This is a genomic window from Streptomyces sp. NPDC033966, assembly GCF_055575955.1.
In genome coordinates this window covers 114,255-128,966 of record NZ_JBVIRQ010000014.1, presented here as the reverse complement: position 1 = coordinate 128,966, position 14,712 = coordinate 114,255, and the positions used below count along the sequence as shown (strand labels likewise).

The 14,712-nt window shown below is 72.7% G+C and carries 12 protein-coding genes and 3 pseudogenes; 7 read left to right on the top strand and 8 right to left on the bottom strand.

The genetic code is table 11. The features are described 5' to 3' along the window. Positions 1-49 precede the first annotated feature (49 nt). Together ACZ518_RS32075 and ACZ518_RS32070 are read left to right on the top strand one after the other, a co-directional pair. The gene (locus ACZ518_RS32075) at positions 50-1,054 is read left to right on the top strand and encodes an MsnO8 family LLM class oxidoreductase (protein ID WP_469116532.1); all 1,005 of its coding nucleotides are present in this window, start codon (positions 50-52) and stop codon (positions 1,052-1,054) included. A 5-nt stretch (positions 1,055-1,059) separates the two neighbouring features. Then, positions 1,060-3,468: an excinuclease ABC subunit UvrA gene (locus ACZ518_RS32070; RefSeq protein WP_469116531.1), complete on the top strand. Its 2,409-nt coding sequence runs from the start codon at positions 1,060-1,062 to the stop codon at positions 3,466-3,468. Positions 3,469-3,483: 15 nt separating this feature from the next. On the opposite strand, the gene ACZ518_RS32065 is transcribed toward ACZ518_RS32070, so the two are convergent. From ACZ518_RS32065 to ACZ518_RS32050, 4 genes are all read right to left on the bottom strand, one after another. Continuing rightward, on the bottom strand, positions 3,484-4,146 hold the full coding sequence (locus tag ACZ518_RS32065) for a hypothetical protein (RefSeq protein WP_469116530.1): 663 nt from the start codon (positions 4,144-4,146) through the stop codon (positions 3,484-3,486). A gap of 166 nt (positions 4,147-4,312) precedes the next feature. Then, positions 4,313-5,053, bottom strand: a complete 741-nt coding sequence (locus tag ACZ518_RS32060) for a succinate dehydrogenase/fumarate reductase iron-sulfur subunit (protein ID WP_469116529.1) — start codon at positions 5,051-5,053, stop codon at positions 4,313-4,315. Next, on the bottom strand, positions 5,050-7,002 hold the full coding sequence (locus tag ACZ518_RS32055; protein ID WP_469116528.1) for a fumarate reductase/succinate dehydrogenase flavoprotein subunit: 1,953 nt from the start codon (positions 7,000-7,002) through the stop codon (positions 5,050-5,052). Before ACZ518_RS32055 ends, ACZ518_RS32060 begins: the two co-directional genes overlap by 4 nt. 2 nt (positions 7,003-7,004) lie before the next feature. Next, positions 7,005-7,709 carry a succinate dehydrogenase gene (locus ACZ518_RS32050; RefSeq protein WP_469116527.1) on the bottom strand — a complete coding sequence of 235 codons (705 nt, stop codon included), beginning with the start codon at positions 7,707-7,709 and terminating at the stop codon, positions 7,005-7,007. 95 nt (positions 7,710-7,804) lie between these two features. Between ACZ518_RS32050 and ACZ518_RS32045 the strand changes: the two genes are divergently transcribed. Then, positions 7,805-8,686, top strand: coding sequence for a LysR family transcriptional regulator (locus ACZ518_RS32045; protein ID WP_469116526.1), 882 nt, complete (start codon positions 7,805-7,807; stop codon positions 8,684-8,686). Positions 8,687-8,787: 101 nt separating this feature from the next. Beyond that, a complete protein-coding gene (locus tag ACZ518_RS32040) occupies positions 8,788-9,378 on the top strand; it encodes an SMI1/KNR4 family protein (protein ID WP_469116525.1) in 591 nt (196 codons plus the stop codon). Between the two features lie 24 nt (positions 9,379-9,402). On the opposite strand, the pseudogene ACZ518_RS32035 reads toward ACZ518_RS32040, so the two are convergent. Both ACZ518_RS32035 and ACZ518_RS32030 read right to left on the bottom strand, forming a co-directional pair. Continuing rightward, positions 9,403-9,553, bottom strand: a pseudogene (locus ACZ518_RS32035) (IS982 family transposase); the annotation flags it as partial. Between the two features lie 137 nt (positions 9,554-9,690). After that, the gene (locus tag ACZ518_RS32030; RefSeq protein WP_469116524.1) at positions 9,691-10,566 is read right to left on the bottom strand and encodes a beta-propeller fold lactonase family protein; all 876 of its coding nucleotides are present in this window, start codon (positions 10,564-10,566) and stop codon (positions 9,691-9,693) included. 472 nt (positions 10,567-11,038) lie between these two features. Here ACZ518_RS32030 and ACZ518_RS32025 point away from each other — a divergent pair, with 472 nt between their 5' ends. Continuing rightward, positions 11,039-11,629 (top strand): hypothetical protein, encoded by a 591-nt coding sequence (locus ACZ518_RS32025; RefSeq protein ID WP_469116523.1) that lies wholly within the window; start codon positions 11,039-11,041, stop codon positions 11,627-11,629. Positions 11,630-11,699: 70 nt separating this feature from the next. Continuing rightward, entirely contained in the window at positions 11,700-12,383 is a 684-nt protein-coding gene (locus tag ACZ518_RS32020) for an alpha/beta fold hydrolase (protein ID WP_469116522.1), read from the top strand. Positions 12,384-12,404: 21 nt separating this feature from the next. On the opposite strand, the pseudogene ACZ518_RS32015 reads toward ACZ518_RS32020, so the two are convergent. Next, positions 12,405-12,808: pseudogene (locus ACZ518_RS32015) on the bottom strand (IS630 family transposase); the annotation flags it as partial. A 226-nt stretch (positions 12,809-13,034) separates the two neighbouring features. Between ACZ518_RS32015 and ACZ518_RS32010 the strand changes: the two are divergent. Continuing rightward, positions 13,035-13,136, top strand: a pseudogene (locus ACZ518_RS32010) (IS982 family transposase); the annotation flags it as partial. A gap of 23 nt (positions 13,137-13,159) precedes the next feature. On the opposite strand, the gene ACZ518_RS32005 reads toward ACZ518_RS32010, so the two are convergent. After that, a complete protein-coding gene (locus tag ACZ518_RS32005) occupies positions 13,160-14,686 on the bottom strand; it encodes a class I adenylate-forming enzyme family protein (protein ID WP_469116521.1) in 1,527 nt (508 codons plus the stop codon). Between the last annotated feature and the right edge of the window lie 26 nt (positions 14,687-14,712).

Genomic DNA, 14,712 nt, shown 5'->3' with positions numbered 1-14,712 from the left:
GGCCGGGGAGGCCGGGGAATCAACGCCGCCGCCGCGCGTTGAGACGGGTGTGATCCGAAAAGTCTCGATACTCGACCGGTCCCGCACCCGCGAGGGGCACACCGCCCCCGAGGCCCTGCGCGACACCGTGGAGCTGGCCCGCGCGGCGGACGAGCTGGGCTACCACCGCTTCTGGGTGTCGGAGCACCACAGCGTGCCCGGGGTCGCCGGCTCCGCGCCCACCGTGCTGGCCGCCGCCGTCGCCGCCGCCACCCGGCGGATCCGGGTCGGGACCGGCGGGGTGATGCTGCCCAACCACCAACCCCTGGTCGTCGCGGAGCAGTTCGGGGTCCTGGAGGCCCTGTTCCCCGGCCGGATCGACATGGGCCTCGGCCGCTCCGTCGGCTTCACCGGCGGCATCCGCCGCGCCCTGGGCCGGGACACCGCCGACGCCGACCGCTTCGAGGAGCAGCTGGCCGAGCTGCTCGGGTGGATCGACGGCACCCAGCGCGCCCACCCCGAGGTGCACGCCCGCCCCGCCGAGGGACTCCGGATCCCGCCCTTCGTACTGGCCACCGGCGAGGGAACGGGGATCGCCGCCCGAGCCGGGCTCCCGGTGGTGGTCGGCGACCTGCGCGCCCGCGCCAAGGTCGGGGAGGCGGTGCGCCGGTACCGCGAGGAGTTCCGGCCCTCCCCGTGGGCGGCGGAGCCGTACGTAGTGGTCGCCGGGACGGTCGCGGTCGCCGCGACCGAGGAGGCCGCCCGGCGGATCCTGCTCCCGGAGGCCTGGGCCCTCGCCCGGTCCCGGACCCGGGGCAGCTTCCCTCCCCTGCTCCCGGCCGAGGAGGTCGCGGCGCTGGAGATGACCCCGAAGGAGCGGGAGCTGTACGAGGGCGGGCTCGCCGGGCACATCGCCGGTACGGAGGCGCAGGTGGCCGCCGCCCTGGCCGGGGTGGCGGAGGCCACCGGGGCGGACGAGCTGCTGGTCACCACGTCCACCCACGACCGCACGGCCCTGCTGGACTCCTTCACCCGGCTGGCCAGGATCACGGGAACCGTCCAGCGCCTAAAGTAGGGCGAATGCGCCACTCCCCCGACACCTCCGCCGAGCCCGGCCGGCCGGACGCCCCCGATCCCTGCGTACGGGTACGCGGTGCCCGGGAGCACAACCTGCGCGGGGTGGACGTGGACATCCCGCGCGACACCCTGACCGTCTTCACCGGGGTCTCCGGCTCCGGGAAGAGCTCCCTGGCCTTCGGCACCCTCTACGCCGAGGCGCAGCGGCGGTACTTCGAGTCGGTGGCCCCCTACGCGCGGCGGCTGATCCACCAGATCGGCGCACCGAAGGTGGACTCGGTGACGGGGCTGCCGCCCGCGGTCTCCCTGGAGCAGCGCCGTTCCGCCCCGGGCTCGCGGTCCTCGGTGGGGACGGTGACGCTGCTGTCCAACTCCCTGCGGATGCTGTACTCGCGGGCCGGCACCTACCCGCCGGGCGCCGGGCGGCTCGACTCGGACGCCTTCTCCCCCAACACGGCGGCGGGAGCCTGCCCTTCCTGCCACGGCCTGGGCCGGATCCACCGCACCAGCGAGGATCTCCTCGTGCCGGATCCGGAGCTGTCGATCCGTCAGGGTGCCGTCGCCGCGTGGCCCGGCGCCTGGCAGGGCAAGAACCTGCGCGACATCCTGGAGGTGCTCGGCCACGACGTGGACCGGCCCTGGCGGGAGCTGCCGGCGAAGGACCGCGAGTGGATCCTGTTCACCGACGAGCAGCCGGTGGTCACCGTGCACCCGGTGCGGGAGGCCGACCGGATCCAACGGCCCTACCAGGGCACGTACATGAGCGCCCACCGCTATGTGATGCGGACCTTCTCCGACACCAAGAGCGCCACGCTGCGGGCGCGCGCCGAGAAGTTCCTCACCGACGCCCCGTGCCCGGTGTGCGAGGGACGCAGGCTGCGGCCGGAGGCCCTGGCCGTGACGTTCGCGGGCCGGACGATCGCGGAGCTGGCGGCGCTGGCGCTGGACGACCTGGACGGCGTACTGGCCGCCGCGCCCCTGGCGGACGAGGCGGCGCGGGTGCTGGCCGGGGACCTGCGGGCGCGGATCGCGCCGGTGGCGGAGCTCGGCCTCGGCTACCTGAGCCTGGACCGGACCGCACCGAGCCTGTCGGCGGGCGAGCTCCAGCGGCTGCGGCTGGCCACCCAGCTACGGTCGGGGCTGTTCGGGGTGGTGTACGTACTGGACGAGCCGTCGGCGGGACTGCACCCGGCGGACACCGAGGCACTGCTCGGCGTACTGGAGCGGCTGAAGCGGGCGGGGAACACCGTCTTCGTCGTGGAGCACCACCTGGACGTGGTGCGCCGCGCGGACTGGGTGGTGGACGTGGGGCCGCGGGCCGGGGAGCACGGCGGCCGGGTGCTGTACAGCGGGCCTCCGGCGGAGCTGGCCGCCGTCGCGGAGTCGGCGACGGCGCGGCACCTGTTCGCGCCGTCCGCGCCCGGGCCGGAGCGGACCCCGCGCGAGGCCACCGGCCGGATCCGCCTGTCGGGCGTGGACCGGCACAACCTGCGCGGTGTGGACGTGGAGTTCCCGCTCGGGGTGTTCACGGCGGTGACGGGGGTGTCCGGTTCGGGGAAGTCGACGCTGGTGGGGCAGGTGCTGGCGGGCGAGGTCGCCGGGCGGCAGGCCGGGGCGGACTTCCCGGTACGGCGGCTGGTGGAGGTGGACCAGAAGCCGATCGGGCGGACCCCGCGCTCCAACCTGGCCACGTACACGGGCCTGTTCGACGTCGTGCGCAGGCTCTTCACGGCAGCCCCCGAGGCGCGGGCACGCGGCTGGAAGGCGGGCCGGTTCTCCTTCAACGTGCCGGGCGGGCGCTGCGAGACCTGCCAGGGCGAGGGGTTCGTCTCGGTGGAGCTGCTGTTCCTGCCCAGTACGTACGCCCCGTGCCCGAGTTGCGCGGGCGCCCGGTACAACGCCGAGACGCTGGAGGTGCGTTACGCGGGGCTGAACGTCGCGGAGGTACTGGGGCTGACCGTGGAGGCGGCGGCCGGCTTCTTCGCGGAGGTCCCGGCGGCGGCGCGCAGCCTGCGGGCGCTGGAGGACATCGGCCTGGGCTACCTGCGGCTGGGACAGCCGGCGACGGAGCTGTCGGGCGGGGAGGCGCAGCGCATCAAGCTGGCGACGGAGCTCCAGCGGCTGCGCCGCGACCACACCCTGTACCTGCTGGACGAGCCGACGACGGGGCTGCACCCGGCCGATGTACGGGTGCTGCTGCGGCAGTTGCACGGGCTGGTGGACGCGGGGCACTCGGTGGTGGTCGTGGAGCACGACATGGAGGTGGTGGCGGGTGCGGACTGGGTCATCGACCTGGGGCCGGGCGGCGGGACGGACGGCGGCCGGATCACGGCCGCGGGTCCGCCCTCGGTGGTGGCCGCCTCGCCGGATTCCCGCACGGCCCCCTATCTGGCGCGGGCGCTGGGGCTGTAGCACCGGACGGGCGGTTCAGGCGTCTCCGGGCAGCAGTTCCTGCGGGAGTTCGCGGAAGGCCCACTCGCCGCGCGTGCGGGTGAGCGTCCAGACGAGGTCGCAGCGGTCGGGCCAGGCGGCGGGGACGCCGAGGACGTGGTGGGCGCCGAGGGCCCGGACCAGCCGGGGGATCCCGGCGGCCTCCCAGCACACGAGTACGGGTGTCCGGGCCTCCAACGCCGCCCGGGCCAGGCCGGTTTCGGCTCCGAGCGCGAACTGCGTCCGTACGGGGATCCGCAGGGCGGCGGCCAGGGGCGCCAGGGTCTGCCTGGACCGGGCGGGGGCGGACCGCGGCCCGCCGGTCGCGAACAGCACGGCGGGCCGGGGCAGCCGGGCACTGTGGGCCGGGCCGAAGAGCCGGGGCAGTTCTTCCGCGCGGCGGCGTCCCCGGCCGGCGAGGAAGCCGGGGTCCTCGTTGCCCTCGTCGTCCTCGCCGGTGGCTCCGGTGAAGGGCTTCTCCGCGTGCCGGATCACCATGACGAGGGCGTCCTTGGCCGCGGGCTGACCGAGGGCGGGGCCGTGCGGCCTCCTGCGGGTCGCGGTGTCCTCGGCCGTGCAGCCGGCCGCGGCCAGGCAGCCGAGGGCTGCGGCCAGCGCGGTGCGGCGGCGCGGTCCGGACCCGGCGGGGGCTTGGGGCATGGGGTCCACTGAACCCCACGCACCGGACCGGGCCGGGGCACGGCGCGGCCCACGGCCCGTACGAGCGCCCGGTCGGCGGATCGGGTCAGCCGATCGGCCCAGGCAGGGGGCCGGGGGCGGCTCGTACGGGGGTGCGGGGGCGGCGCCGGGCGGGGCGCCGCGGCGGTCAGGCCTTGCGCAGGGCGCGGAGCCACTCCTTGTTCATCGCCGCGATCGACGGCAGCGGGATCCCCTTGGGGCAGGCGGTCGCGCATTCGCCGGTCAGGGTGCAGCCGCCGAAGCCCTCGTCGTCCATCCGCGCCACCATGTCCAGCACCCGCGTCTCGCGCTCGGGCGAGCCCTGTGGGAGCACGTTCAGGTGGTTGATCTTGGCGGAGGTGAACAGCATCGCGGAGCCGTTGGGGCAGGCCGCCACGCAGGCGCCGCAGCCGATGCACTCGGCGTGTTCGAAGGCGGAGTCGGCGGCCGGCTTGGGCACGGCGGTGGCGTGCGCCTCGGGGGCGGAGCCGGTCGGGGCGGTGATGTAGCCGCCGGCCTGGATGATGCGGTCGAAGGCGCTGCGGTCCACGACGAGGTCCTTGACCACGGGGAAGGCCGAGGCCCGCCACGGTTCGACGTCGATGGTGTCGCCGTCGGCGAAGGAGCGCATGTGGAGCTGGCAGGTGGTGGTGCGTTCGGGTCCGTGGGCGTCGCCGTTGATGACGAGGCTGCACGCGCCGCAGATGCCCTCGCGGCAGTCGTGGTCGAAGGCCACCGGGTCCTCGCCGCGCAGGATGAGGTCCTCGTTGAGGGTGTCGAGCATCTCCAGGAAGGACATGTCCTTCGATATGCCGTCGACCTGGTAGGAGGCCATGGCGCCGGGGGCGTCGGGGTTCTGCTGGCGCCAGACGCGCAGGGTGAGCTTCATGCGTAGCTCCGCTGGGTGGGGTGGACGTACTCGAAGACGAGGTCTTCCTTGTGCAGGACGGGGGCGGTGCCGGTGCCCTGGTACTCCCAGGCGGCGGCGTAGCCGAACTCCTCGTCGCGGCGGGCGGCTTCGCCGTCCGGGGTCTGGGACTCCTCGCGGAAGTGGCCGCCGCAGGACTCGGCGCGGTGGAGGGCGTCGAGGCACATCAGCTCGGCGAGTTCCAGGTAGTCGACGATGCGGTTGGCCTTCTCCAGCGACTGGTTGAACTCTTCGCCGCTGCCCGGGACCTTGATCCGCCGCCAGAACTCCTCGCGGATCTCCGGGATCCGGGCGAGGGCCTTGCGCAGGCCCTCTTCGGTCCGGGACATGCCGCAGTACTCCCACATGAGTTCGCCGATCTCGCGGTGGAAGGAGTCGGGGGTCCGGTCGCCGTCGACGGCGAGCAGCTTGGCGAGGCAGTCGCGGGTCTCGCGGACCGCGGCCGCGGCCTCCGGGTGGCTGTCGTCGACCGGTTCCGGGTGCGGGTGGCGGGCGAGGTAGTCGTTGATGGTGGCGGGGAGCACGAAGTAGCCGTCGCCGAGGCCCTGCATCAGGGCGGAGGCGCCGAGGCGGTTGGCCCCGTGGTCGGAGAAGTTGGCCTCGCCGATCGCGAACAGGCCGGGGACGGTGGTCTGGAGGTCGTAGTCGACCCACAGTCCGCCCATCGTGTAGTGGACGGCCGGGTAGATCCGCATCGGGACCTCGTACGGGTTCTCCGCGGTGATCCGCTCGTACATCTCGAAGAGGTTGCCGTACTTCTCGGCGACCTTGTCGCGGCCCATGCGGCGGATGGCGTCGGCGAAGTCGAGGTAGACGCCCTGGCCGCCGGGGCCGACGCCGCGCCCCTCGTCGCAGACGTTCTTCGCGGCGCGGGAGGCGATGTCGCGGGGGACGAGGTTGCCGAAGGACGGGTAGATCCGCTCCAGGTAGTAGTCCCGCTCGGCCTCGGGGATCTCGGCGGCGGGGCGGGTGTCGCCCTTGGCCTTGGGGACCCAGATGCGGCCGTCGTTGCGCAGGGACTCGCTCATCAGGGTGAGCTTGGACTGGTGGTCGCCGGTGCGCGGGATGCAGGTGGGGTGGATCTGGGTGAAGCAGGGGTTGGCGAAGTACGCGCCGCGCCGGTGCGCCCGCCATACGGCGGTCGCGTTGGAGTTCATGGCGTTGGTGGAGAGGTAGAAGACGTTGCCGTAGCCGCCGCTGGCCAGGACCACGGCGTCGGCGTAGTACGTGTCGATGCTGCCGGTGATCAGGTCGCGGGCGACGATGCCGCGGGCCACCCCGTCGACGGTGATCAGGTCGAGCATCTCGGTGCGGGCGTGCAGCTCGACGTTGCCGGCGGCGATCTGCCGGGACAGCGCCTGGTAGGCGCCGAGCAGCAGCTGCTGGCCGGTCTGGCCGCGGGCGTAGAAGGTGCGGGAGACCTGGACGCCGCCGAAGGAGCGGGTGTCGAGGAGGCCGCCGTACTCGCGGGCGAAGGGGACGCCCTGGGCCACGCACTGGTCGATGATCTCCACGGAGATCTGGGCGAGGCGGTGGACGTTGGATTCGCGGGCGCGGAAGTCGCCGCCCTTGACGGTGTCGTAGAAGAGCCGGTGTACGGAGTCCCCGTCGTTGCGGTAGTTCTTGGCGGCGTTGATGCCGCCCTGGGCGGCGATGGAGTGGGCGCGGCGCGGGGAGTCGCTGAAGCAGAACTGGACCACGTGGTAGCCCTGCTCGGCGAGGGTCGCGCCGGCGGCACCGCCCGCCAGGCCGGTGCCGACGACGATTACGGTGTGCTTGCGGCGGTTGGCCGGGTTGACCAGCTTGGCCTCGAAGCGGCGGCGGTCCCAGCGTTCGGCGATCGGGCCCTCGGGGGCCCTGGTGTCGCGGACGGGCTCGCCGGTGGTGTAGGCGGCGTACTCGGTGCTCATGGTCAGCTCACCACTCCGGTCATGACGGCGACGGGCACGGACACGAAGCCCGCGAAGAGGACGAGGGCCAGGGCGTTGGCCAGGGACTTCAGGGCCCGGTCGCGCCGGGCGTTGCCCGCGCCGAGGGTCTGGGCCGCGCTCCAGAAGCCGTGGCGGACGTGCAGGCCGAGGGCGGCCACGGCCACGATGTAGACCGTGTTGCCGTACCAGGTGGAGAAGGTCGAGAGGACGTTCTCGTAGGGGTGGCCGGCCCAGGCGCGCTCGTTGACGGTGAGGGTGGTCAGGTCGAGGAGGTGCCAGACGATGAAGAGGCCGAGGATGACGCCGCCCCAGCGCATGGTGCGGGTGGCGTAGCTCGCGCGGCGGCGCCTTCGGGCGTACTTCACCGGGCGTGCCTTGATGTCGCGGCGGCTGAGCTGGTAGGCGCAGACGGCGTGGGCGACGACGGCGGCGACGAGGACGACGCGGACGATCCACAGGGCCCACTCGTGGTGCAGGAAGGGGGAGCCGAGGGTGCGCAGCCAGTGGGCGTAGCCGTTGAACTCGTCCGCCCCGAAGAAGATCTTCAGGTTGCCGAGCATGTGCACGACGAGGTAGCCGAGCATCACCAGGCCTGATGCGGCCATCACAGACTTCTTGCCGACGGTGGAGTCCCAGAGCGTGCGCGTGGTGGACGGCCGTCGATCCGTCCGCGTTGCCAGAGCCATGCCGTCGACGGTAAGGACCAAGGTCCCGAGAGGTCCAAGACATGGTGGAGCTGATCGCGATAGGCAAAGCCTATGGAGGGCGGTAGCCTGGGGGCATGCAGTTCCAGCAGCTGGTCTATTTCGTGGCCGTCGCCGAGACCCGGCACTTCACGCGCGCCGCCGAACGGGAGCACGTGGCACAGCCGTCGCTGTCCCAGCAGATCAAGGCGCTCGAACGGGAGCTGGGCGCCGAGCTGTTCAGCCGGGCGCGGGGGAACATCGCGCTGACGGACGCGGGCGAGGCGTTGCTGCCGCTGGCGCGGCGGATCCTGGCGGACGCGGACACGGCGCGGCTGGAGGTGCAGGAGCTGGCGCAGCTGCGGCGCGGCCGGGTGCGGCTGGGGGCGACCCCGAGCGTGTGCACGGGCCTGCTGCCGGCGGTGCTGCGCGCCTTCCACACGGCGCACCCGGGCATCGAGCTGCTGATCGAGGAGAGCGGCTCGCTGGACCTGGTGCGGGAACTCGCGCGCGGGGTGCTGGACCTGGCCCTGATCGCGCTGCCGCTGCCGCCGTCCGCGCCCGCGCTGACCACGGTGGAGCTGCTGACGGAGGACCTGGTGGTGGTCTCGTCCGCGGACCTCCCGCCGCCGGCGGGCGGCGGCGAACTGGCCATCGCCGACCTGAGCGAGGAGCCGATGGTGATGTTCCGGCACGGCTACGACCTGCGGGACCTGACGGTGGGGGCGTGCCGGGCCGCCGGGTTCGAGCCGGTGTTCACCGTGGAGGGCGGGGAGATGGACGCGGTACTGGGCTTCGTGCGGGCCGGGCTGGGCATCGCCGTGGTCCCGGCCATGGTCGTGGACCACGCCGGACCGGGCCTGCGCGCCACCCGTCTCGCGGGCTCCCCGCTGCGCCGCACCATCGCCCTGGCCCACCGCACGGACGTGGCACCCCCGCGGGCGGCCCGCGAGCTGAAGCGCATCCTGGTCGGCGGCTGAGCCGTCCGGCCGGCGGCGTGCCGCCGGCCGGTTGGGCCGGACAGGAGGCCGGACGTCGGGGAACCCGGACCCGGGAGGCCGGGACGTCTCCCCGGTCTTGCATGATGACCGGCATGAACACGGAGACAGCCGACCCCGCCGAGCTCGCCGCCCTCCGGGAGGTCTTCTCCTCCCGCCCCGAGGCCGCTCCGCCGGCCGGCTGGGAGGCGGTGCGCTCCTTCGAGGCGGAGCACGGCGTCGTGCTGCCGGAGCCCTACCGCACGTTCGTGGCGGAGATCTGCGACGGACTGCGCGCCGGACCGCCCTACTACGGTCTGCTGCCGCTCGCGCAGACGCCCCCGGACTGGGGCGCCGACCGCCCCCGACGCCTGCTCGCCGAGCCCTTCCCGCTCACGGCGGCCTGGCTGTGGGAGGCGGAGGACGACGAGGCCGAGCTGACGGAGGAGGAGTTCGAGGCCCTGACGGACCCCGTGTTCGACCACGGCTCGCTGCTGCTGGGCACCGACGGCTGCGGCATGTACTGGCACCTGATCGTCACCGGCCCGCAGCGCGGCCACGTCTGGCAGATCGCCGGCGAGGGCGCGATGCCCTTCGGCCCGGACTCCCCCGACGCCGTGATGCCGGGCACCCCCGGCTTCACGGGCTGGGCGGCCCACTGGGCCGGGGGCCGCTCCTGGTTCCCGGACGCCTAGACGAGTAATTCCGAAGTGCTCGGGTCAGTGGTCGTAGGCGATCAGTGAGCGGGTGGTGGGTGTTCCCGTCTGCCGGTTGTGCCAGATGGGCCGCGGTCAGGGTGAGGATGCGTTGGCCGACGCGGGCCAGGACCCCAGCGGGGGTCCTGGCGCCGTGGCGTTCGAGGTCGAGCTGCAGGCGGGGGTGGATCCGGTGGAAGCGGCCCGGCAGGCGGGGCACGGTCCCTCGGTGCTCTGGAAGTTCTACGCGGAGATCCTTCAGGGCCAGCAGCACGCGTCGAACCAGCTGATCGACCGGGTTTGCTGCGGCTATCAGAAGGCAGCGACCCCCTGCGGTTGGGCCCCGACGGTGACGCTTGTGACTGCGTTGTTGGTGGTGTCGATCACCGACACGGTATTGGAGAGGAAGTTGGTCACGTAGGCGCGGGCCCGGGGCGGGTCCACCGCCACCCCGAACGGCAAGTCTCCGACGATGATGCGGGGCAGGATCTCCGTGTTGTTGCTGGTGTCGATCACCGAGACGGTGTCGTCGGCGGAGTTGGCCACGTAGGCGCGGTCGATGGCCGGGTCCACCGCCACCCCGAGCGGCTCGCTACCGACGGGGATGCGGGGCAGGATCTCTGTGTTGTTGCTGGTGTTGATCACCGACACGTTGTTGTCGCCCAAGTTGGTCACGTAGGCGCGGGCACTGGACGGGTCCACCGCCACCCCCTCCGGGTCGGTGCCGACGGGGATAGGCGATCCGACCACCCGGTTGCTTCTGGTGTTGATCACCGTGACGTTGTCGTCGAGAGAGTTGGTCACGTAGGCGCGGGCCCGGGGCGGGTCCACCGCCACCGCGCTAGGGCTGGCGCCGACGGGGACAGGCGATCCGACCACCCGGTTGCTTCTGGTGTTGATCACCGACACGGTGCGGTCGACGAAGTTGACCACGTAGGCGCGGGCACGGGTCGAGTCCACCGCCACCGCGGCCGGGTTGGTGCCGACGGGGATGCGGGGCAGGATCTCTGTGTTGTTGCTGGTGTTGATCACCGACACGGTGTTGTCGGCGCCGTTGGTCACGTAAGCGCGGGCACGGGGCGGGTCCACCGCCACCCCGATCGGGTTGTCGCCGACGGGAATGGTGGCGGTGACCGTGTCGGTGCTGGAGTCGATCACCGACACGGTGTCGTCGCCAGAGTTGGCCACGTAGGCGGTGTGGGAGCACCGCGGGTCTGGGTGCTCGTCTGCCGAGGCGTGAGGGGTGACGCCGGGCAGCAGTGCGGTGCACACTGCGGCCAGGGCCCCAACCACCCATGCCCGTCGACAGTGACGCGCCCGCCTCGATGTCTGATTCCTACGTCGCTCGGGGACATGGGCGCACTCGTCCCGGCTGGTGTGCATACACATCTCCTGACAGGGGTGGCCGCCTCTCGTGTTCCAGCTGACCGGGTATGGCTGCCGGACTGTGCGCGGCTGCAGGTGATCCAGTAGGAGAATCCTCAAGTCGGTTTTGTTCCTCGCCAAGGAGGCTCGTCCGAACAAATTGCCAATGTCACCGGTTCGGCTGGTCAGAGATCAGGTCGGACGAGCGACTTGGCCGGGAGCTGCTTCGGCGCGAGTGATCATGCCCCCGTAAGCTTCCGGCGCGCCGGGCAGTCTGTTGACCTGCACGGCCTACATGCTGATGAAGTGGCCCAAGGCGGCGGCCGAGCACCGCGCGAGCATCGCCGAGACGCTCGCCACCGTCGCGCCCGCCTTCGCATCCACCTCGCGGGGTGCGCCAGCGGCGCCCCTCCTGCGCCGCGCCCTCTATGGCTGGGCCTTCCGGGCGGTCAAGGACAAGGACAACGTCCTGCGGGCCCGCCGCGAAGTGGAGGAGCCGCCCGAGGACATCGCCACGGCTCTGGCCCGGATCGCGGACAACACGGTCAAGATGAGCGAGGTCGACCGCTTGGAGCGGCTCCGGGCCGCCCTGGACGCGCTGTCCCGGAAGCTCGACGGCAACTTGGCTGCGGGCAACACCGTGAGCCGTAGGCGCATGGTGCTGAGGAACGTCCTGCGGTACGCGGTCGAGCGCGGGATCCTGACCGGCAATCCCCTGCTCCGGGTGGACTGGACGGCACCCGACAAGGACGACGAGGTCGGCTTCCGGTACGTCCCCAACCCTCGGCAGGCCGCGGCCCTCACCGAGGCCGTCCGGCAGAACGGCGAGTGCGGGGAGCACCTAAGTGCTGTGACCGGGAAGGTTCGCCGGGTTGAGGTGGCCTGAGCCCGTCAATGTCAGAGCCTCCGGATAGCGTGCCGGCAGTCAGCTTCGGTTCCTCTCCGGGAGATCAGACGTGGATATCCTGCTCATCGTCGGCCTGTGGCTCGACAGATCCGCATGGGACGACGTCGTGCCCGAACTCACCGCACTCGGCCACCGTCCCGTGCCGATCGCCCTCCCCGGCCAGGGCGACGGTGCCGCCTCCGCGACGCTCGACGACCAGCTGACAGCAGTGCTCGCCGCCGTTGACGCGGCGCCAGGGAATCCCCTGGTGGTGGGGCACTCCGCCGCGTCGAGCCTGGCCTGGCTGGCCGCCGACGCACGACCGGAGAAGGTGGCCAAGGTTGCACTGATCGGCGGCTTCCCTGCCGCCGACGGGCAGGCTTACGCCGACTTCTTCCCGATCGACGACGGCGCCATGCCCTTCCCGGGCTGGGGCCCCTTCGAGGGAGCGGACTCCGCCGACCTGGACGACGAGACCCGGCGCCGCCTTGCGTCCGCCGCTGTTCCTGTCCCCGAGGGGGTCGCCCGGGGGGTGATGCGCCTGACCGACGAGCGCCGCTTCGACGTCCCCGTCGTAGTCGTATGCCCCGAGTTCACCCCCGCCCAGGCCAAGGAGTGGATCGCCGCCGGCGAGAGCCCTGACCTCGCCCGCGCCACCCACCTTGAGTATGTGGACCTCGACTCGGGCCACTGGCCGATGGCCACCCGCCCCCGCGAGCTCGCCCGCGTCCTGGCGGAGGCTGCGAGCTCGTAGTGCTGTGGCGGGGTTGGGTGGTCAGGCCGCGGCCGTTAGTGGCCGGCCGCCCCAGCGGAGACCTCGTTCGCTGCGGATGCGTGCGCGCTCGCGGCGTTGGGCGGCCGGGACGTCGGGGTGGCGGGCGTTCTGGTTGCCTTGTTCCTCGCCGCCCACCTGCGGATCTTCCAGTTGAGGTGGGCGGAGAGGTTGTCGAGGATTACGTAGATCGGGGCGCCGTCTGGCCGGGTTGCTCGGATCGACCGCAGGGCGGCCCAGGTGTGGTCGATGCCCTTGCGGCGCCGGTTGACACCCCACAGCTTGTCGTCACCGACCGAGTAGCAGCCGTGGAAGTAGGTGATGCCATGAGTGCGGCGGTAAGTGGCCGGCAGCCGGTCGGGCCGGCTCTGTTCGGCCCAGCAGGAGCCAGCTGTCGGCGTAGTGCCTGCCGCCAGGACGCCGTGGGGAACCTTTGCGGTGGTGGACAAGAGTTTCGCGTCGTGGGGGACGGCGATCCTGCTTCCACTGCTGCCTCTCGGAGCTGCAGCGTTGGCTGCGTACTTCGCAGGCGGCAGACCGCGTCCAGTGCGTCGTGAGGCTGAAGGATCAGGCCTTCATGCCACGTCGTTCTCTCGCTCGATGGCCTTGAGGCGGTTCTTGAGCCGGTAGCTGGCCCGCGTCGGCCAACGCATCCTCACTCTGACCGCGGCCAGCTGGCACAACCGGCAGACGGGAACACCCACCACCCGCTCACTGATCGCCTACGACCACTGACCGAGCACTTCGGAATTACTCGTCTAGTCCCTGTCCGGGCGCCGGGCGCGGCCGGGCGGCCCGGGTTCCGCGGCGGCGGCGCGCTGCCGCAGGAGCCGCTTGTCGGGCTTGCCGCGACCGGTCAGCGGGATCTCCCGTTCCCAGAACACAGCAGTAGGCCGGTGGGCCGGGGCCAGATCCCGCTCCACCTGGTCACATGCTCCCTCGGCCGCCGCGCGGCTCGGCTCGCAGCCGGGGGCCGGCACCAGGAAGGCGCAGACCTCCTCGCCGGTGAGCGTGCTGGGGCGGCCGACGACCACCGCCTGCGCAACGGCGGGGTGCCGTGCGAGTGACGCCTCGACCGGCAGGCAGTAGATGTTGACGCCGTTGACGATCACGATGTCCTTGACCCGGTCGTCGAGGTAGAGGTACCCGCCGTCGCCGACGTGCCCGATGTCCCCGGTGCGCAGCCATCCCCCGCGCAGCACTTCGGCCGTCAGGTCGGGCTGGTTCCAGTAGCCGGTCATGACCGTCTGCGAACGGACCCAGACCTCGCCCTCGCGGCCGGCGGGCAGTACGGCGCCCCGGTCGTCCCGGACCTGGAGCTCCACCCCGGCCGCGGGCCGGCCCGCCGATGCCAGCAACTCTGGGCGGCCGGCCACCGCCGCGTCATGGTCGGCGGGGGTGAGCCGGCAGATCACCGCCGCCTCGTTCATCCCGTAGCCCTGCCGCCACCGCACGCCCCACTGGGTCACGGCCTCGCGCAGACGTGCGGGGAGGACGGGCGAGGCGCCGTACGAGACGGCCACCAGGCCCGGGATTCCCGCCGCGGTGGCCGGGTCGTCCAGCAGCCGGTAGAGCATCGGGGGTGTCAGGTACGTGGACACCGGCCCCAGGCGCCGGCAGGCGGCGGCGAACTCCCGCGGCTCGAAGGGGTCGAGGATCTCCACCCTCCCGCCGGCCCGCAGCTGCTCCAGGCACCGGCCGCCGGAGCGCTGGGCCAGGGTGGTGACCGAGAGGTACGCCGACTCCGTCCAGCGGGCCCCGCGCCCGCTGTCACGCGCCGCCAGGGCCCCGAAGGTCGAGGCCACCCCCTTGGGCCGCCCCGTGGTCCCGCCGGTGTACATGACGCGGGCGACGTCCTCCTCCCGCGCCCGCACCGGCACCTCGGCGGGATCGCGTACGGCCGCCGCCACGAGCAGCTCGTCCAGGCCGAGCCGGGGCGCGCCGGTCTCCGGCACCGGAACGTCGTGCACCACCAGGCCCGGACGGCAGTCCCGCAGGACGAAGTCCACGCCGTGGACGGCCGGGCCGCCCACGACCTGGGTCAGCCGCGCGCCCAGCACGTGCGCGGCGAGCCGCACCAGCAGCGCTTCCGGCCGGTTGCCGCCCGTCACACAGGCCAGGCCCGTGCCCCGCCCGACGCCGGCGTCGTCCAGGGCCCCGGCCAGCCGGTACACGGCGTCCAGGGCCTCGCGGAACGTCAGGACCTCGGCCCCGACGCCGATCGCCGGCCGCTCCCCGTATCGCTCCAACGCGCCGATCAACTCGGTTACGTACCTGGCGACCATGTGCTCACCCGCCTCCGTGACCCGGT